General features: G+C 38.1%; 20 protein-coding genes. 2 read left to right on the top strand and 18 right to left on the bottom strand.

Features of this window, described 5'->3' with window-relative positions:
- Positions 1-27 precede the first annotated feature (27 nt).
- The 15 genes from DS742_RS30005 to DS742_RS11270 all read right to left on the bottom strand — a co-directional run bounded on the left by DS742_RS30005 (position 28) and on the right by DS742_RS11270 (position 12,724).
- The gene (locus DS742_RS30005) at positions 28-291 is read right to left on the bottom strand and encodes a GNAT family N-acetyltransferase (RefSeq protein ID WP_117417088.1); all 264 of its coding nucleotides are present in this window, start codon (positions 289-291) and stop codon (positions 28-30) included.
- A 24-nt stretch (positions 292-315) separates the two neighbouring features.
- Positions 316-759, bottom strand: a complete 444-nt coding sequence (locus DS742_RS11205; RefSeq protein ID WP_117417089.1) for a GNAT family N-acetyltransferase — start codon at positions 757-759, stop codon at positions 316-318.
- 60 nt (positions 760-819) lie between these two features.
- A complete protein-coding gene (locus DS742_RS11210) occupies positions 820-1,998 on the bottom strand; it encodes an HAD family hydrolase (RefSeq protein WP_117417090.1) in 1,179 nt (392 codons plus the stop codon).
- A gap of 170 nt (positions 1,999-2,168) precedes the next feature.
- Positions 2,169-2,621 carry a GNAT family N-acetyltransferase gene (locus DS742_RS11215; protein ID WP_117417091.1) on the bottom strand — a complete coding sequence of 151 codons (453 nt, stop codon included), beginning with the start codon at positions 2,619-2,621 and terminating at the stop codon, positions 2,169-2,171.
- Between the two features lie 71 nt (positions 2,622-2,692).
- Positions 2,693-3,484 carry a cytochrome c oxidase assembly factor Coa1 family protein gene (locus DS742_RS11220; protein ID WP_117417092.1) on the bottom strand — a complete coding sequence of 264 codons (792 nt, stop codon included), beginning with the start codon at positions 3,482-3,484 and terminating at the stop codon, positions 2,693-2,695.
- Positions 3,485-3,686: 202 nt separating this feature from the next.
- On the bottom strand, positions 3,687-4,046 hold the full coding sequence (locus DS742_RS11225) for an LUD domain-containing protein (protein ID WP_242996451.1): 360 nt from the start codon (positions 4,044-4,046) through the stop codon (positions 3,687-3,689).
- Between the two features lie 69 nt (positions 4,047-4,115).
- Complete coding sequence (locus DS742_RS11230; protein ID WP_147325769.1) at positions 4,116-4,862, bottom strand: hypothetical protein; 747 nt, start codon at positions 4,860-4,862, stop codon at positions 4,116-4,118.
- Positions 4,863-4,882: 20 nt separating this feature from the next.
- The gene (locus DS742_RS11235) at positions 4,883-6,106 is read right to left on the bottom strand and encodes a hypothetical protein (protein WP_117417094.1); all 1,224 of its coding nucleotides are present in this window, start codon (positions 6,104-6,106) and stop codon (positions 4,883-4,885) included.
- A 166-nt stretch (positions 6,107-6,272) separates the two neighbouring features.
- Complete coding sequence (locus DS742_RS11240) at positions 6,273-6,950, bottom strand: HAD family hydrolase (protein WP_117417095.1); 678 nt, start codon at positions 6,948-6,950, stop codon at positions 6,273-6,275.
- 99 nt (positions 6,951-7,049) lie between these two features.
- The gene (locus DS742_RS11245; RefSeq protein WP_170313432.1) at positions 7,050-7,457 is read right to left on the bottom strand and encodes a VOC family protein; all 408 of its coding nucleotides are present in this window, start codon (positions 7,455-7,457) and stop codon (positions 7,050-7,052) included.
- Positions 7,458-7,657: 200 nt separating this feature from the next.
- Complete coding sequence (locus DS742_RS11250; protein WP_117417097.1) at positions 7,658-7,834, bottom strand: TraX family protein; 177 nt, start codon at positions 7,832-7,834, stop codon at positions 7,658-7,660.
- A 168-nt stretch (positions 7,835-8,002) separates the two neighbouring features.
- A complete protein-coding gene (locus tag DS742_RS11255; protein WP_117417098.1) occupies positions 8,003-9,379 on the bottom strand; it encodes a bifunctional metallophosphatase/5'-nucleotidase in 1,377 nt (458 codons plus the stop codon).
- 34 nt (positions 9,380-9,413) lie between these two features.
- Positions 9,414-10,694, bottom strand: a complete 1,281-nt coding sequence (locus tag DS742_RS11260) for a metal-dependent hydrolase family protein (protein ID WP_117417099.1) — start codon at positions 10,692-10,694, stop codon at positions 9,414-9,416.
- Between the two features lie 145 nt (positions 10,695-10,839).
- Positions 10,840-11,421: an AAA family ATPase gene (locus DS742_RS11265; protein ID WP_117417100.1), complete on the bottom strand. Its 582-nt coding sequence runs from the start codon at positions 11,419-11,421 to the stop codon at positions 10,840-10,842.
- A gap of 106 nt (positions 11,422-11,527) precedes the next feature.
- On the bottom strand, positions 11,528-12,724 hold the full coding sequence (locus DS742_RS11270; RefSeq protein ID WP_117417101.1) for an enhanced serine sensitivity protein SseB: 1,197 nt from the start codon (positions 12,722-12,724) through the stop codon (positions 11,528-11,530).
- A gap of 563 nt (positions 12,725-13,287) precedes the next feature.
- On the opposite strand from DS742_RS11270, the gene DS742_RS11275 reads away from it, so the two are divergent.
- Complete coding sequence (locus DS742_RS11275; protein WP_117417102.1) at positions 13,288-14,049, top strand: ferric reductase-like transmembrane domain-containing protein; 762 nt, start codon at positions 13,288-13,290, stop codon at positions 14,047-14,049.
- Positions 14,050-14,051: 2 nt separating this feature from the next.
- Here the strand turns inward: DS742_RS11275 and DS742_RS11280 are convergent, their stop codons facing one another.
- Both DS742_RS11280 and DS742_RS11285 read right to left on the bottom strand, forming a co-directional pair.
- Positions 14,052-15,365, bottom strand: a complete 1,314-nt coding sequence (locus tag DS742_RS11280) for a hypothetical protein (protein ID WP_117417103.1) — start codon at positions 15,363-15,365, stop codon at positions 14,052-14,054.
- A gap of 125 nt (positions 15,366-15,490) precedes the next feature.
- A complete protein-coding gene (locus tag DS742_RS11285) occupies positions 15,491-15,754 on the bottom strand; it encodes a CD3324 family protein (RefSeq protein ID WP_117417104.1) in 264 nt (87 codons plus the stop codon).
- Positions 15,755-16,102: 348 nt separating this feature from the next.
- On the opposite strand from DS742_RS11285, the gene DS742_RS11290 reads away from it, so the two are divergent.
- The gene (locus DS742_RS11290) at positions 16,103-16,801 is read left to right on the top strand and encodes a GntR family transcriptional regulator (RefSeq protein ID WP_278335961.1); all 699 of its coding nucleotides are present in this window, start codon (positions 16,103-16,105) and stop codon (positions 16,799-16,801) included.
- 76 nt (positions 16,802-16,877) lie between these two features.
- Here DS742_RS11290 and DS742_RS11295 read toward each other — a convergent pair whose 3' ends face one another.
- Complete coding sequence (locus DS742_RS11295; protein WP_117417124.1) at positions 16,878-19,526, bottom strand: translation factor GTPase family protein; 2,649 nt, start codon at positions 19,524-19,526, stop codon at positions 16,878-16,880.
- Between the last annotated feature and the right edge of the window lie 81 nt (positions 19,527-19,607).

A 19,607-nucleotide genomic window follows, 5' to 3' on the forward strand; every position in this document is an offset into this window, starting at 1 on the left:
TAGATCATATTTTTTCCCTTCGTATTCCTAAACGTTTATATTCATAGCACTAAACTGCGATCTGGTAATGGAATATACACTTGTTTTTATATTTTTCTCATCTGCATATTCCTCACGCAATGACATCCCCATTTTTTCAGCCACTTTTCTTGATGGAATATTCGTCGCCTTTTGATATGAGAAAACCTCATCAAAATCTGTATTCTCAAAGGCATACCTCAAACAAGCTTTCGCTGACTGCGAAGCATACCCTTTGTTCCAAAATCTCTTATCAATATGATAGCCGATTATTTTACTTAAATATTGGTTACTAAGTCATAAAGCCTTACTCAAATAAATCATATCCACTAATTGAATTCCGCCGTCAAACATTGGATGGTCATAATTATCTATGAAAAAGTTCTTAACTCTATGAGAAATCCTAAAACCGTTTTTTTCATAAAACCGTAATATCCATGGACTGTCACCAGTCCCTACAACCATAGTTGTGTACTTTTCTTTGTAATGCAAAAAGATGTGGTGCAAAAGTTTACTGCCATACCCATTACCATGCCATTTTTCGTAAGTGGCTATGTTTTTCAGTTCGCATACATCTTCACTCTCCTGTGTAACTACGCACACGCTTTTCAAGCCGTTGTCATATAAGGCGAAAAGATCCCCTCGCTCTAAGTATTTGTCTATCATGGATTCTTGTTCATCAGCTAATAAGAGCAGATCCAAGAACTGCTTTTTGTTTTCGTAAATGCTTTTTATTTCCAAAATGAATCCTCCAATCTTTATCGTAAGTCTTGCTCAATTCACGGAGTGTCACAAACTAATTCAATGTTTTTTTTCAATTTCGTCCTTTACTCTTTTTGCATATTCTGAAAGTTTTCGGGTATCCTTAAGCACATTTTGATAAAAAAGTTTTACATCCAAATCGCCCAATAAGTAAAATACCTGACTATTCTCAACTGCAATTTTAAATAGCAGTTCTTTTTCGTCTAATGACCAATTTTCAAATATATTAAGTTCTTTTATAGTGGAATGTGTCGTTGCAAAATTCCCACTGCCCTCCAGTGCAATTAATAAATCAGTTTTTTTACGTACCTCTTCACTGTTTTGTTTATCGGCTTCATATTTTTCCTTTTTACATTGGTAGAAAAATTCTTCCAAAGTCTCATTGGCAGCCGTACGGTTAATAATTGATTTCACCAAATTATCCAATTCGGTTCCTTCTGAATAATCAGCCGGTGCGTAGTACTTTATTCTTCCATCATGCATCATTTTATAAACTTTAGATTTATCATTTGTTGCAGCATTATATACGCCAATCGAATGTCCGCCATATGAATTCACAAGTTTCATGCATGGAATATCTGTGTCGCTGTCGCCAATATAGACCATATTGCGAAATGGTACACGCATTTCTTCGGGAGCAAAAGAATCATTAACCCCTTGATCGTTTATGTCCAGAACTCCTTTTTCAATACGGAACAAGAATTGTGTCTTATTCGTATAGTTTACGACCTGTGCCGGCCATTTTGCAACGCCGGTTCTGGGATCATAATAAAATGAACTTGCATATATTTTTTTGAAAGCGCCCTTTTTTGCGACAGATGTTCCCTCAATCATCTCTTTCAGTCCGGAAGAAATTATGTAATGTTCCACGATGACGCCATGATCAGTCCCATATTCACATATTCTTTCAAACCATTCTCCCACACCCGGAAACAAATTGACCTTTGCACCATAGTCTTCTAATGTCTTTTTGTTGAAGATTAAGTTTCCCTCTGCCTCCTGAACCATTTTGTACATATACGCAAGATTCTGATCCATCTCATTGTTTTCTGCCAATTCATTGGATTCAGTCCAAAAATCTCCCACGTCATAGCCTACTGATTGAATATAACCTTGCGCCTGCATATCATCTGGCGATAAGGTTTTGTCAAAGTCGTAGCAGATTGCCAGTACAGGTTTCTTTTCTTTGCTTTCCCGTTTAAACTCTTTTTTGCTCATGATTAATACCTCACTTAAGGAGTTTTAATTGGTAATTCCAATAATTTCTTTTATCTTGCTGCAGTGTTATTGAATTTTTATCCCAATCACCTTCACATAAATACCCAATATAAATTGTATTATCTCTTTTACAAGAATATATCTGTATTAATTCACTTGCCTCTAACTCTTTATAACAAATTTAACACCATACATTCATTTGAATTTATAAAACCTTGTTTTTTATATAACTCTCTTCCTGAATCAGTCGCATCTAAACTTATTTCCGTAACTCCTTTTTCTCTTGCCTCATCTATTAAGGTGCTTAACATTTGAAAAGCAATTCCTTGTCTGCGGTATTGACTACTCGTATACACATTCATCAAATGTGCCCTCTTTCCCGTAGGATGCGAAAAGGTAGGCATTATTTCAATGTAACACATAGTCGCACAGCCCACCACCTTTTCATCAATTGCTAAAATAGTTGTTTGATTGGCATTTTTAAAATACTCTCTGCTGCAATGAATCAAATCCTCAGGAAAAATATAATTTTCTGGTAAGTTATTTACTGCTTTTAACATCTCCAGTCTACTTTGCATAAGTAATTCTATATCATCCTCTGTCGCTTTAATATATGAAATCATTCATGTCCTCCCCCGGTAAAATATCAACCAAAATCAAAAATATAGTAATCGTCATATTTCTTACCATACGTTTATTCACTGTAATCAAAGTAAACGATTTCCCAATCTTTATTAAGTTTCTTTTCCATTTTTATATGAACATAAACAGTGTTCTTACTGCCTATGACTTTAATCGAGTAAACCGCTTGCCCGTGGCCTCCGGAATAATTAAGACTTCCAGCAGGCATATAGCCAAAGCCTTCAATGTTTCCGACTATACTAGAGATTTCCGGGCTTGCATTGATGTAGCTTACTGCCATTTTGTAAGAATCGTCATTTTTAAATATTGATGATATTCCAAAGAAAAGCGAAGCCGTAAAAATTGCTGTCGCCAAAATCGCCGAAACTACAATAATAACTAATTTGGGTTTCTTAGACACCCTGTAAACATTTGTACCCGCTATTTGATCGCCTAGTTTCGTTTTCTTCGCACCGCATATAAGAACGAGAAATTCAATCGGCCATACAAACGTAAGGATATTCCTCAAAAAAAGCTTTGGAACAGATGGTACTTCCGATGTATCCAAATTGCTTCTTACTGTCAATCCCAATGCACGCTTTCCCAGGCTTGCCCCATTAATAATATCTTTTAGAAAGTAAACTAAAAATGCCATCAGCATTAATACAGGAAACATAGTCCAAGCTTTGGCAGGGTCGCTTTGAATATGACTAAACGTAAATAGTATTGATGGACACACTAAAACCGCAACTATAATAAAATGGTCAATTAAAAATGCGCCAATCCTCATTCCAATACCTGCTGTTTCAAGTTTTTCTTGACTAGTTCCATTATTATTTGTCTCTATATCGTCGAAATTATCCATAAATATTTACCTCCATCGTTCCCCTATTTGCGGTATAATTAAATATCATTAATCTAATATCCAAGCTTTTCATGAATTAAAATAACCTCATATTCACTCCCTGTAGGTTTCTTCCATAGTACAGAAAAATTTCTGCATATTCTCTGCGGGCTTTTACAATCATAGCATTTATCACCCTTTATCGCACATGGCGTTTTTACTCCTAAACGTTTGGCATTAAGGGGTGCAGCGATATACGATTTCCAGTATTATCTATATTGATGATCTCTCCTGTTTCGGCAATTCCATTTACCGAGGAAATATAAATATCTGACAGATTGGCTCTCTTTCTTGCTTCCATGGCACTCATGTTTTCAGGTAATCGCATATGCCAGTACACATCATTATGAGACACCAGTGCATCATACAGTTTCATTTCTTCTACAGTAACTGAACCTCCAATTCCAATAGTTCTATCACTCAGCTGATTAGCTAAATACTTAGTTGCTTCTTCTGCATCATTAAATTCACTTACAGTATATCCTAAGCACTCCAGACTATTTTTGAGTTTTGTAAATTCCATTATTGTGCGCTCCTTTTCATACTGGTTTTCTTTTTTTTATAAAAATGCTTTATGGATGGCAGCATAATCCTATATTATTTCAGCAATTGAATTACCGCCCCCTAAAACTCCTGTACTTTCTAAATAAATTATTTCTTTTCCTTTTTGTTTAGCATATCCTATTTCTTTTTTTACACTTTCTCCAATATAACCATCAACATTTACAACAAAAATTGCATCTGACAAATCGATTTTTATTCTATGTAATTCACCTAATGTATCTTTTTCATTTTCTGTTAACTCTCTATCCATAACATGTGGTATAATTCCTATTACAGCATATTCATTTTCTAATTCTAATCGTTCAGACATCTCTTGTATTTTATTCCAAAACCTTACTGATCCACAGATTGTTACTACCTTTCTCTTCACAGCTATTTCTCCTCGCCTTGGAAGTGACTTAATAAGGGCAAATATTCCTGCCCCTCCTCCTATAAAAAACACCTCTATTGTGCCTATCCAATGCAAAGTGATATTGCCGTTAGTTGTTGTTAGCGCGTAAAAAAGGTGGTGTCCTCCCAATAAAATGCAAAGTACAACCGAGATAAGCGTAAGTATTTTTGCATATTCAATGTTATGCCTGATCAGTGTAATTATAATACCCGTATCAATCCCCAAATTCCATAAAGCAATTTCGGTCTGCCAGCCACGACTCATCCTCCATACCGAAAAAATTTCTGAAACATTAGGAAAAAACATCTGCCATACAAATGCACCTAATGTCATCAGCAAAAATAGAAGTAAATAAAAATACAAATATCTTTCTTTCCTCACCATAGTTACATCCCCCATTATATTCAAAATTTATTCATTACCTCCTTAATCCTCTTATAAATACTCAAAATTCTTGTCTTTGTTGAAGTTTCTGTACAATTGTTATTTATATATAAACTGTAGTCTATTTTATCATAAATCATATTTATTTTACTAAATTTGATTAAATCATATCGAAAGTTAATATCTTTTCCATTCTTTAGAAATTCTAAATGTTCCTCAAGTATTTTAAAATATCTGTAGCAAAGGGGCGTTATTAGATCTATTTCATCTAGTTGAAACGCCGGATAATCAGTTCTAAAAATCTTTCCCTCCCAATAATACTCTAATGCGCAAGTTGAGATGTTTTTAAAATATTTTAACAATTCTTGTTTAATAGATTTTATCGTAGTTGCAGTACCTGTATTATCATCTATCAATAAAATATTCGTATTCTCCGGATACTGAGTTCCCAGTAAATGCACCTGGTCTGGCAAGGATAATTCACAATAATGAGTATTATCATATTTTGAAAACCTGACATACTCATACCCTGAAAAACCGGAATACCTATTCACGATATTGGTGTATTTTTGCATAGATATAAAAAATGGTGGTATTAGTGCGGCCCCCTGTAACGGTGAAATGATAATATCGTGCTCTCCAATATAATCGCATAACGCAAAATATGTAATAAACATAATAAGAATATTGTCCATCTCTGAATATTCACGGACTTCGGATATATTAAGTTCCCTCAAATCCGATATGATACTATCAATTAAACCAAAAGATAACGGTGGAAATCGGTTTAATTCTTCATCAAAAATAATTTGAGTTATATAATCAGTCAAATCTATCAGATATTCTTTGAGCGCTTTATAATAATTATAATCCAAAGATGTATAAGAGAATATGACACCAACCAATTTTGCTATACATGACAACATATATTCCGTGAGTGAGAATATAATATATCTTTTATTATCATACGATAATTCTAAATTTAAAATTACAGGTGCATCTAATGCTATATTTTTTACTAAGTCTGTTGTTTCAATTAAATCCGTTGAATAATAAGTATAATTTCTGTTACAATAATATGGTTTTTTCAGACTAAAATACTTTTCTAAAATCGGAAGATATTGGTTATATTCTTCTTCAAACTTATCTGTCTCAATATATACCTCCCCGGCAAAACCGAAGTTATATCTGGTTAATATAGTTTGATTTAAAAAAGGTTTAATCATTTTATATAAATCATCCAAACTAACACCTCTCCAGTTAATTTCATTTCTTCTGTAAGCACGACTCTTCTTTATCAAACCATGTTACAATGTCATTTCGCATGGAAAGAACAGAATCATTCAGCGATATGTATACCATCAATGCAAATACCGCAATCCGCCAGAAACATTTTCATCTACTGAAATATCAACCTATATCAACAAAATTTAGCAAGTCTAATGGTTTCTCTATTTGGTAAAAATCATGCATTCTCTTTGCTGGTTGTGATGTACCTTCCTTCAGATACCAGACTGCCTGAGCCGCTTTCATTCCAAGTTTCCTGGCAGTTTCCAATTCATTACTACCACCATCGCCTATATATATACACCTCTCAGCCTCCACTGATAAGTGATCCATACATCTTTGGAATATCTCTTCTTCTGGCTTTTGTATTCCCTGTTCATAAGAAAGATAAACAGCGTCAAAATATGGGAATAGCTCACTTCTTCTGATAACAGCAGCTTCCTCTGAAAAACAGTTGCTTATTAATCCCAGTAGAAACCCCTTATTTTTTAATGCTGAAAGCATTGGAATAATCTCTGAATGTAAATGATTAAAGCAATCTTCCTTTGTTGCTATACGTTTCTTCACTATTTTCTTTAAAAGTATTTCTGAGTAGCAATCATTCTCTCTAAGAATTGATTCCAGTACGGCCTCCAATGTCACCTTACCTATAGACCGTTCAGATTCTGTGGAGCGCCATCGTGACTGAAATATATCTGTTGGAATTCCCGCATCCTCCGCCATCTCTGCCCCAAAATAGAGAGGACTATGATAGTGGGTAATCAACGTCTCATACATATCAAAAATTACTGCTCGTTTCATTTTTTTCCTTCCCGAAAGTTCTGATTATGCTATACTGTCTTTTATCTCATGGAATAAAATTACTGCTTCTGAATACTTGACAATGGAAAGCTACTTCGATCAGTTTTTCCCATCCCAATAATCATAATCCTCTGGTGGACGATGAGATACCGTAGATAAATACCACCATACGCCAAATTCATCAACTATTGAAGCCGCACAAGGGCTCCATGGAAGTTCTCCTATTGGCATGTCAATTCTTCCGCCTTTTTTTAATAATTCATATGCACATCTTACTTCTTCTGGACTATCAAATTCGTAACCTAACTGAACTATACTCTCCTCTGTATTAGCCCTTGATGCTTCTACTACAGCTAAAAAGCATTCTCCATTTCTATAGAGCTCTGAATGAAAAAAAGAACCATCTGGATTTTTTACATGATACCCCAACTCTAATCCAAATACCTGTTGATACAATTCAACCGCCTTTGCACTGTTTTTCACATATACGCCAATACCAATCCCCATTTTTTCTCCTTCCATACCATCTAATTAATCTATGTGCTATCATATAAGGTAACAAAGTATTATATCTTCAATTTCTCCCGGAATTAAATCATTCTCCACCAATTTGGGCGTGAGTGGAAATGGTTTTATCCTATACGTCAGATATTTGCATTGAACTAACTGTTCTAATGAGCGGTATGTTCGAATGCAAAACCAGGGACTCAAATCTTTAGATATGAGGTTGTCCCATTAAATCCCCATACCATACAAAAAAAGAAGATAGGGGCCGAGACTCTTCCTATCCAGTGCAACCAGATTGGAACTCCCGGAATGAATTCCGCAATATGATCTAAAAATATAAATATGAGTGCCAGTATTTTTAGCATCGTACTTGTCATAAATTTATTCTTCTTTCCTGTAATTTTATCATTACATCATAAGAAAAATATTGGACGATCGTAGTTATCTACAAAAAAGTAACAATTTTTGAATCTTGTTGACCTTCTATTGTCAGAGGTCGTGCATGTCGTATAAAATAAACAATCGTCATAATTCCCTCCAATACATTATTTTAATATCCACCGTTCTACAAAGGCCTTCTCCACAAATGCTTCTTGCATAACGTATTCTTGTATTATATCTCTCAAATATTCTTTGCTATACTGTTCGTCGTGATTCCTGGCTAATGTTTGGTATCCAGTTCCCCTTTGAAGGTAATCAGACGAAGCTACTGTATACCATTTCTCCATATTAATGCTGACACCATGAATATAAATATTCAAAATATTCCTACCATTATGTTCAATTACTGCGCCTGATACATGCAACCTCCCCACATATTTCCCCCGAAATCCCGCACCTTTTCCATCCGCATAGCAATAATCCGTATCCAGAGAGTTTTGCAAGGCTTCCCACAAGTCTTTTCCCTGTATCTGAAAGCTGGTGGGATTTAAAGGAGATGGACAAAGCTCTATGATCTTTTTCCTTGAAACATCACCCTTTTTAATTCCACCGTTTATCACGCCACTATTTATAATTGCAAGATCACACCCAAGGAAGTCCTGTAGGGCATCTGCAAGGAGATTCGTCATAGGGTTCTCTTCCACAACATCATGCCATAAATTTTTATTTATCCTGCAGAAAGGTTCGCTGAGTCTGTCAATAGCCTTTATTTTATTCTGTTTGACTATCTCTTGAACTATAGTAGATCCTTCTGAGTTTAGAACGTCGATATTAATTCCTTCTATCAGTTGCACCTGATTATTTTTCACTTCAACTACAAGCTTTCCAATATATTCTCCTTGTGCTCCTGAAGTATGAATAATGGTTCCATTTACTATCTCCGGCTGGTCCATTAATATATGAAAATGACCACCAATTATGATATCAACACCACTTATTTTTACTGCTATTTCCTTATCCTTATCCATGCCAAGATGTGAAAGCAGTATGCACATATCATACTGCTCATGATATTCATCAATCTCGTGTTGAACCGCTGCCAGATAATCTATAAGAGTAAAGCCAAGCAATTCATTAAAAGGTCCGATATCCGGTGATGCCCCAATGATTAGTATTCTTAACCCATTTTTATTTATTATAATACTTCGTTTTACTTCTTTTATTTCTGAGTGATCAGCGCAGCGCAAGTTACTGCTCAGCAACGGGATCTTCGCATTAGCAGCCATATATTTCAGCACATCCAACCCTTGAAATATTTCATTATTTCCAACCGCCAAAGCATCGTATCCAGTAGAATCAAGCAATTCCATCGCTGCCAATCCGTCAGTCCCAAGCAATTCAATTCTTTTAAAATCAGCAAAATCTCCGGCATCAAGTACAAGAGTATTACTATCCTTCCATCCGGTCATTTGGTTTACTATCTTAGAAAAATTATCAAAATTACTATGTATGTCATTTGTATGTAATATCGTTAACCGCATATTCCCTCCACTTAATCGCACCATATGATAACCCTTATAACCATTTATCCAGCTCGTTTTCAACGTCGGCATATTTCTTTATTTTGGGGTGTTTGAAACGTCTACCGCAGGTCACGACCATATAAGGTGTTCTTAATGCACTCAAATCCTCCAGCGGGTTGCCCTCGGTGATCAAAAAATCGGCTGATTTACCCACTTCAATAGAACCAGTTACGGTTCCGATATTCGCAATCATGGCATTTCGCTTGGTTGCCGTATAAAGAGCAAAAGAATTGGAGACATTTACATACTTATGAAAATAGACCAGTTCGCGCCACATATCATAGTGCGTGACAAAAGGGCATCCGGAATCAGTGCCAAGGCCGACCGGCATATCGTTTGCAAGGGCCGTCTTCACACCGGAAATAATGCCATCCATGACCACTTTACCATTAAACTGTGTCACTTCAGAACTGTGAGAGATATTTTTGTTGAACAAGGCAATAGGAAGTGCCGGAGAAATCGTGCAGATGAGACTGGATTTTTTCGCCTTGAACAAGGACACAAGATTCTCGTCCAAAGCAGAACCGTGTTCAACTGTATCAACGCCATTTTCCAGTGCCACAAGTACCCCCTCAGGGCTCTCTGCATGAGCGGCAACCGGATAACCTGATTTATGCGCCACTTCACAGCAACCTTTCACATAATCTGGTGGCATTCGCAGCACACCCGGCTCTCCCTTAGTTTTGGCATCCAACACTCCGCCTGTGATCATCAGCTTGATCAGATCTGGATGGTCTTTTATAATTTGCTCTACATCATGGCAAGCTTCTTCCAAACTGGACGCTTCATATGCCAGAGAGCCGGCCATGTGGCCTCCTGGTACAGATACCGCCATATTGGCCGCCAACATGCGGGGGCCTACAATTTTTCCCATAAGGATGCTGTCACGAATCTTGGTATCAACGTTGGTAATGCCTCCCACTGTACGGACCGTTGTTACCCCAGACATAAGTTGTGTTTTGGCGCTGTTTTTGCATATACCCACAAGAATGGCACGGGATAGAGCAGTACTCGTAAGCAATTTCACTAATTTGGTCGCATCTGTCTGTTTTTTTGTCGGCTTTCCGCTGGACGGCAGGTGAATATGAAGATTGATCAGTCCCGGCATCAAATAACGTCCTTCCAAATCGATAACCTGATAGTTGACGGTTTTTTTGCTGCTTCTTTCAATGGCTACAATTTTTCCGTCTTCCTCAATTATGGTCATTTGGGGAATTGGTTTCATTTGTTCGGAACCATCTAAAATTGTGCAGTTTATGTACGCAGTTTTCATATTTTCACCTCTTTATTTTTTATTCCGGTAGTATTAAGTCTATTGTTGTTTTGATCAATCTAACCTCATAAATGTCTGCACTTATTGCTTGGATTAAATCATCCTGAAAAATGCAACTTTGATATTCATATTTATCACCACTTTCTTAGACAAATTCAAGAATATCTATAATTTTCTCTAGATTGTTTATCACAGATAATGTTCCATCAATTACAATAACAGGACAACCAAGTTTCATTGCACATTCTTCAACTGCTTTTGAATCGCGATTTTTTACTACTTTTAGGAATTCCATTTGTTGTGCAAACATATCGCCACCATCAAGAACTCTTGTTCCGAACCTTTTTACTTCCCTCGCTTGAATTCTCTTCAATCTTTCTTCAAGTGGCGTTTGAACCCAAAAAGCAATATCAATACGAGAAAGAATTTCATCACTCCAATTCATTGTAACTCCAGAAATAATAAACCTTGGATAAGTCTTTATATTCTCCATAATCGCAGTTTCTACTTCACTTTTTGTTCTAGGATTAGAAAAAGGTAGTTCGTCTAAATGCACTGTATCATTTACACAGTCATTTTCTAAAGCCCGTTTTCTTGATTCTCTTTGCTCAGGGAAATAATAATCTTCCACATCCATCTCAAAATAACCTGTTTTTTTTGCTAACGCATGAGTTAGAGTCGACTTTCCGCCTCCATTCAGCCCGAATATAGCAATCCCTTGAGTCATTCTTTATACCCCATATTCTAATTTGTTGATGCACTAACATTGTATAGTGATAATACATTTTCTTAATATTTCAATGCCATCCTGATATACGAAAATGAATCCTTATCTAAAAAACCCCAAACTTCTTTTTCTTATAAAACGGTATTATGTTCTCGACAGCTTCTTTTCCGAAACCGCTTGATAAGGGAACTAAATCAAGATATTTACCGTTCGAAAAAGGAACTCCTGCATTAGCTATGCTACTAAAAACCACATTTTTATCACCTGAGAAATCAACAACAATAAGATAACTTTGCTCATTATCTTTTACCATTAATCTCAGGTATGCGGCATTAACATTTTTATTGGTTTTAAGATATTTACAGATCTCATCAATCATCTTTTGAGGATACTCTGCCGGTTCTCCAAGCATAACCTTTGACTCTTTCTCTGCTACCTGTTCTTTTATCACTGTATTTTGAAGTGAACCTTCTGCTGCACTTTCAATAACATTTAACATATCTTTCGTCAAAGTAATATTTACACCATATGGATTAATAGAAATACCATCAGCCTTATCAATAAAATATTTGATATCTTCAAAGGTCGCAATATTACCACTAAACTTTTGCTCTTTATCAAATCTTCTGAATTCATTCCAGTCAGTAAAAAACGGATAGAAGCTTTTATCTTCTGAATTCGTTATTAATGGGAATTGCATAATGCTCTTTTCCTTTACAACACATTCTCCGTTATCTGCATTTGTTTTTTCCATATTCATTTTACTAGTATCAAGAGGCATAAGATACTTCGCATTGTATATTTCCTTGAACATATTTGCTTCCATATCACGTGTTACTCTTTTTGTACTCAGCCCCTGAAAGAAATGGTTAGCGGCACAAACTAATGAAGGGTTCATTATTGGCCTTTTTATTTCGGGAACATCTGAAAAATCAGGTTTATCAATAATATCAAACAAGCTTATAACCAAATGAGTCTGACCGCTGTCAATCACTATCATTTCAAAACCGCTTCGATACAAATCGCCAAACATTAACATTCTTTGTTCTTCATTGTTTTCCACATGCTTAACAATTATCTGTTGCTGCATCATATAATCCTGATATTCTTCGTAGTATTTTTTTTCAGTAAATATGTAGCATGCTGGCTTACCATTTTCAAAGTCAAGATAGTAATTATTCGTGAACGGCATATATGAAATCAACAACAATTCTTTCGTTTTAATTCGTTCAATTATTTCACTATATATCTGTTTATCCTTAGTAGCTTCAAACTTTTTTATGATCTCTTGTATTGTTTCCATTATCCCACTTCCTTTTCCTTATCATATTTACCCCCATAAATAATAATAACGCCTTTTTATTTCAATTTATTTATACAATTTTCCTGCAGACATATTATCGTCTTATTCATTAATTAGCTATTAACATTTTATGACAAATTATAGAATTATACAATCAAATATTCCTAATTTATTATTTGATTATCTAATTCTTCTCTACAACATAAATCAGAATATTCTCCCTTAAATTTCTTAATTTATATACCATCTTGTCATCTATCTACAATCTCATTAGTTCTACTAAAAGCAACTACGTAACATCCTTTTGCAGATTTCCTCACTGTTAAAAAGTCCAGAAGTCGCCAGTATAATTTTTTTCACTCCACCAAACCACCTATCCCGCCTAAAAGCAATTAATTATCATTAATCCCCATCAACCAAAACTATTCAAAAAAATGCTGCGAAAGAATCTTGACACTTCCACATTTCCTGTGATATAGTTCGTGTTGGTTAGTATTAACTAACCATTATACAAAAATCCACACCCACACCACCACAAACAAGAAAGGTGAAAGGAATTATTCATGATATTCTTAATTGCATTACTGGAAGCCATATTATTTGTTTTCTTCTTCAAAAATGCCATCCGCAAGCGCCCCGCCATCTTCTACGTACTGTCCATAGCAGTCATCGGATTTATCGTATGTTACACAAAACTAAATTTATACGAAGTCTTTCCGGAATGGACCTACCTCTATGTCATTTCCGTATTTTACAGAGGTGCCTTTTCCACTGCATTGTTTGTCATTGTAATGTATATCGGTGCCTTAAATCCGAAGGGCAAAATAGTCCGGGCGCTGATGCCCATCAGAGGCTATCTGTCAATCATCGCCTGCCTGATTACATTAGCACATTCCTTTGCTTACGGAATCTATTACATATCAGCCGTTTTACATACCCCTGACGAGCTGGATCTCAGGCAGATCCTTGCATTAATACTGACCGTACCGCTCTTTTTGATTATGATCGTTTTAATGGTCACTTCTTTTAAAGCAGTACGAAAAAAGATGAATCCCAGGGTTTGGAAAAATGTCCAGCGGCTTTCCTACCCCTGGTTTGCCATCCTTTACGTATACTTAATGGTTCTCTTAGTCCCCAGCATGCTGGAATCCTTAAGCCCTTCTTCTGATATGGAGATGATCTATAAAGTTAATTACGTTTTATCAGTATTATCATACACAGTTGTATTTGGGACTTACCTGATTTTAAGAGTTTGTAAATACCGGAAAGACCAACTTAGACGAAAGCAAAATCTGCAAAAACCCGCAGCTCCGGTCTTATCATAAACCTAATACTCCTTCCACGCCTTTACCGCCTCATCCGCAAGACGGTCTGCCGTATCTCTGTTTAACGGCATGACTCTCCCATGATACTGGTAGTAAAGGAGGTTGGACCAGAGGACTTCATATCCGCCCCTGTCATATTCGGCAGCTGTCGGAAGGTAGCTGGTACAGCCATTTGTATAACCATTGAAAAATACCATTGGATTACTGGTTTTTTTCCAGATTTCAACTGCAATATCAGACATGACTTCACTGGGAACTCCGCAGAGGCAGCCGTCATTGACTGTAAAAAACTGTAGTTCAATTTCGGCACTCTGCCTGGTTTCGTGATTGTTTAAAAGTCTCTCCACTTCTAAAAGCCAGCCTGTACCATCGATTTTCCCCTGCTCCCAGGCTTCGGACGCAATTTGCCGGGCCCGGTTTAATTCCGGCACATCAGCATAAAAGGTCGATTTAACGGAAAACATGGATATTCTGTTGATCGGTTTTGGATTAATCTTGTCTATGACCGGCTCCAGGGACTTACAGATATCATCTGCCATATTCTTCAATGCTTTTTGGCTCTGCGCAGTATACCTTACTTTCATCTGATCGCTGATATCCATGAAATGTACCTCTGCCGGATGAATTTCCAGAAAATCCGCATTTTCCTGGCGGTATCTGGGTCTTACATCCCCGGAGGCCCCCTGCACCATCATCACTTTACAGCCATATCTGCGTTCTAACACTTCTCTTGCCTCCCCGAAATAATCCGGCGAAATCAGGAAATTATCCGGCATCAGAACGTTGCAGTGAGCGGTTATCCGGACGATCAGAACTTTTGTTTTTTCCTGCCTTTCCCCACATATCTTTAAGATCCCAATCCGTGGATCAATTGGCTGACCGCTCCCTCTCCTGTTAATTCCAACGGTATTTTCACCGCTTCCCCACCCGGCGTAAACGGGTTCCATGGATTCTTCCGCCTTTTTTACTCCTGAGAGAATTGACTGGCATACGGATTCATAATAATCTTTTTCAACTGCAGCATTAGGTGCAGCGTGGGTGTGGGAAAAACAGACCATGACCTGCTCCATTTTTGCTGGCAGTATCTCTGCTATCCTTTCCCGCAGCACATTGGTCAGCCCGACTGTAAAACCCAGACTGTCGATTGTTACAAGACAGAATCTGTCCTCATTTCTTTTCCCTACCAGAATCTGGGCCTTTAAATCCTTCATGGTTCCCCTTGAACAGTTGTCAATTCGGGCATCATATCCTGCTATCTGTACTGGTTTTTTTGGTGTTATGATTCGCTCCTCATATCCCATATAAGTCAAATCCATTTTTATTTCCTCCCATTACGGCTTTTATAGTAATTGTATCCGCCTCTCTTAATGAATTCAATACACCATATGCTTCTGTATTATTCTGTATAAAAATTCGGAGCTGCATCTGCAGCTCCGTGGGTTTATTGCTGATATATGATTTTTCTGATAGCAGAGAGGGAAAGACAATATTGTTCTGCAAGGGATTCCATGGATCTGCCATTATGGTACTGGATTCTGATTGTGCTATTTCTCTGTTTTAATTCATCTCTGTACCCGGTCTTCTCACCCCACTGTTTTCTCTGCCTTAAGAGGGCGGGTATATAAATATATTCTCCCTGGATATATTGCTGCAGTTCCCTGACCAGTTTATCAGGAAGAATTGTTTTTGCGTTTACATATTTCATGCTGGTTTCCTCCTATTTTTTAAAGATCAGAAGGCAAAACCGGCATTTATTCAGTGACAGAATCTTCTCCATGCAATTGTCACTGAAACCTCCGGCTTTGCATGGAGCCAATCATCATTTTTTCTTTTTTTATTTGTACACATGAGTTCTCCTTAAAATATTAATAGTTTCTATTCAAAAAATAGTAATAAATATACTAATTTTTTTACATTCATTTGCTATAAAAGAAACATATGATATAATTAGTGTCATCTAAAAAAATATGTGAAAGAAAGGGGGAATTATGAAAATCAAGCGCTGCCCAGCGATTTTCATAATCAATTTAGTATGGGGAAAGTTCCGGCTTATATGGTAGTTCATGATTTAATAAAAATGAAAATTAAAGATGGAACCTATCCTGTCTCAGAATTCCTTCCAACCGAACCAGAACTTGAAAAGATATACAAGGTAAGCCGCACCACTGTCAGAACTGCCATGGAAATTCTGAAGGAAGAAGGTCTTGTTGAAATCAGACAGGGAAGAGGTACGATCGTACTGGACTCCAGAGCAATTCAATCATTAAACAAAGTCACCTCAGTTACAGAATGTCTTCGCAAAAGGGGATTTGATGTCCGCACCAAAAGCATGTACATTGACATTATTTACGCTACTGAAAAGCTGGGAAAAGAGCTCCATCAGGCTCTGGGAACCCCAATTGCCAGAATCCAGAGAATCCAGCTGATTAATGAAAAACCCATAGCCATTATAAAAGACTACATACCCTATGTGCTGGTTCCTAATATTGAACAGTTCACAAACAAGTTTAACGGTCTTTATGAATTTCTGGAGCAGCAATATCATCTGGAGATCCAGTCTGCTGCTGATAAAATCTTTGCAAAATCTGCAGACTTTGCAGAATCTGAGATGCTGGCGGTGCCGCCCGGAACTGCTCTTTTGAGTATCCAGAGAGTCTGCTACAGAGGTAACGAACCGATTTTATCCGATGATATCTGCATCCTGGGCGATCAGTATGAGCTTTCCATCACCTCCAGCGGCCGTTACAAATAAAATCCGTCCGGTCCTTCCTGTGTCATTCATTCCTTTCTGCAGCGAGGACCGTTCCATTTTATAGTTTATGCACCATTTATGATTCTTTACCTCCCGCATCTTTTAACTGTTCTTTTATCTCATCTGACAGGGAATCCAGAAGAAAATGGCGGCTTTGGGGTCTGGAATCCTGAAATTCCTCAGTCACTTTTTTGTTTGCTGCTTCCATCTCTGCCTTTAACTCTCTTGCTGATAACAAAGCGCATCCCGCTCCTCTTACGATCATCTGCTGCAAACCGTCGGAGGTGGCAACGGTAATCCGGTATTTCCGATTGTTATCATGGGCAAATTTTTCAATATAATGGTCTGCTGTCTGCGCCTCTCTGGTATATACCAGATGAATATTTTGATAGGCGATAAATTCTTCCCGATGTTCCTTTACCCGGTATGCGTCAAATACCGCAATGATCTGGCATTTACGGATTGCCTGATAATTGCACAGCTGGTCCAGAAGCTTCATTCTGGCTCCATCCATATTTTCCTGTGCCATACCGGCAAGCTCCGGCCAGGCAAATACAATGTTATAACCATCCACAAGGAGATATTCTTCCCTTTGTTCTGAATCATTCATATTATGGTATACCGGGTCCCTGCGTGTCTCATAAACAGGCTTTTTTCTCTTCCATTCTGTCCGCTTCCCTCTGTTGGCATAGAAGGTACTTTCAATAATCCGGTCGATTTCTTCCAGACTCATAAGGGGGTTTTCCTGGCCGGAAGATCCGCCCCCCTGGATCTTTTCAGCAGCTTCAGACTGGGGCAGTTTTAAGAAAGGCTCCAGATGCATGTGTTTTTTAACCTGATCCCAGGGAACCACAAACCCGGCACCGTGGGAACAGAATACAGATCCGGCAGGATTGTCCAGATCACTTTCAAAATCGTAGCCGGTCTCCTTTATTACATCTTCCGGATTATGGCAGGGCTCATAGCCTTTTAAAGTACAAAACAGCCTTCCCATACCTTTGGAATATGCCGATACCTCTTTCTGATAATTTCTCATGGTGGACACCGGCGCACTGCCGGTAAGAACTGCAATTTCTCCGTCTGTATGGGATATCTCACAGGTTCCGCACATCTTTTCAATGTCTGTCATTGCTCTTCCTACCAGATTCTCAGCCAGTTCAAGAGTAAAACCATAATATGGCTCCAATAGTACCGGCTGAGCCTCTTTTAAGCCCTGGCGCACCGCCCGGTACGTTGCTTCCCGGAAATCCCCGCCTTCCGTATGCTTCTGGTGGGCTTTTCCTGATACAAGGGTGATTCTCATATCTGTAATTGCAGATCCGGTCAGCACTCCTTTGTGACTTTTTTCCTCAAGATGAGTCAGTATAAGCCTCTGGTAACTTTTCCCCAGCAGATCCTCACTGCAGGCAGTGCAAAATTCCAGTCCGCTGCCCGGCTCTCCAGGCTCTAAAAGAAGATGTACCTCTGCATAGTGTCTCAGTGGCTCAAAATGTCCCACACCTTCCACAGGGCCTTCAATGGTCTCTTTGTATACAATTTTTCCCGCATCAAAGGATACATCCACTCCAAAACGCTCTAAGATCAGGGTCTTTAATATCTCAATCTGTATTTCCCCCATAATCTGTGCCTGAATCTCCTGTACATGATCATCCCATACAATATGAAGCTCCGGCTCCTCTTCTTCCAGCTGGCGCAGCTTTGGAAGCATCTGCCTTGGGTCACAGCCTTCCGGCAAGGCAATCTGATAAGACAGGACCGGTTCCAGTACCGGTGATTCATATGCTTCTTCAAATCCCAGCCCCTCACCTGGCCTGGTCTGGGTAAGTCCGGTTACTGCACAAATGAAGCCGGGAGTAACTTCATTCACTGTCTCGTATTTTTCTCCGGAATAGATGCGGATCTGGTTGATTTTTTCCTCCCAGACTCCATTGGTCAGGGTATTCTTTACGCTGAGTGCACCGCCGGTAAGCTTTAAGTGAGTCAGCCGGTTTCCCTGGTCATCTCTTGTTATTTTAAAGATTTTGGCTCCGAATTCATGGGGATACTCTGGTATCAGGGCATATTGGCTGATTCCTGTAAGAAGGGCTTCTATCCCCTGTAATTTCAGTGCTGAACCGAAAAAGCAGGGGAATACAGTCCGGTTTCTGATCCCCTGCCGGATGTGATCCCCGCTTACTAAGCCGTTTTCTAAATATTCATCCATCATGCTTTCGCTGCACATGGCAAGCTGATCATAAAAGCTGTCTGTATCATTCAGGGAAAAATCGATACAGCTGTCATGAAGCTGCTTTTTGACCTCACTCATCAATCTGTCCTGATCGGCAGCAGGCTGATCCATCTTATTAATAAAAAGGTAAACAGGGATCTGGTACATGGACAAAAGACGCCATAAAGTTCTGGTATGTCCCTGTACTCCGTCTGCACCGCTGATTACCAGTATGGCATAGTCCAGCACACGAAGGGTCCGCTCCATCTCAGCACTGAAATCCACATGCCCCGGAGTATCTAAAAGGGTGATTTTAATATCTCCCATATCAAAAACTGCCTGTTTGGAAAATATGGTGATCCCTCTGGCTTTTTCCAGCTCGTAGGTGTCTAAAAATGTATTTTTATTATCAACTCTTCCTGGCATTCCGATCTTCCCGCTTGCATAAAGAATTCCTTCTGACAGCGTGGTCTTACCTGCATCGACATGAGCCAGTATTCCTATGGTTAATTGCTTCATAATATTATACGAATCCTTTGTGCCATTCATTTCTTGTCTGATATATCATTATTATCATACCAGTTTCCCTTAATTTTGTAT

It is taken from the genome of Lacrimispora amygdalina, from assembly GCF_003432035.1.
Lineage (GTDB): Bacteria > Bacillota > Clostridia > Lachnospirales > Lachnospiraceae > Lacrimispora > Lacrimispora amygdalina.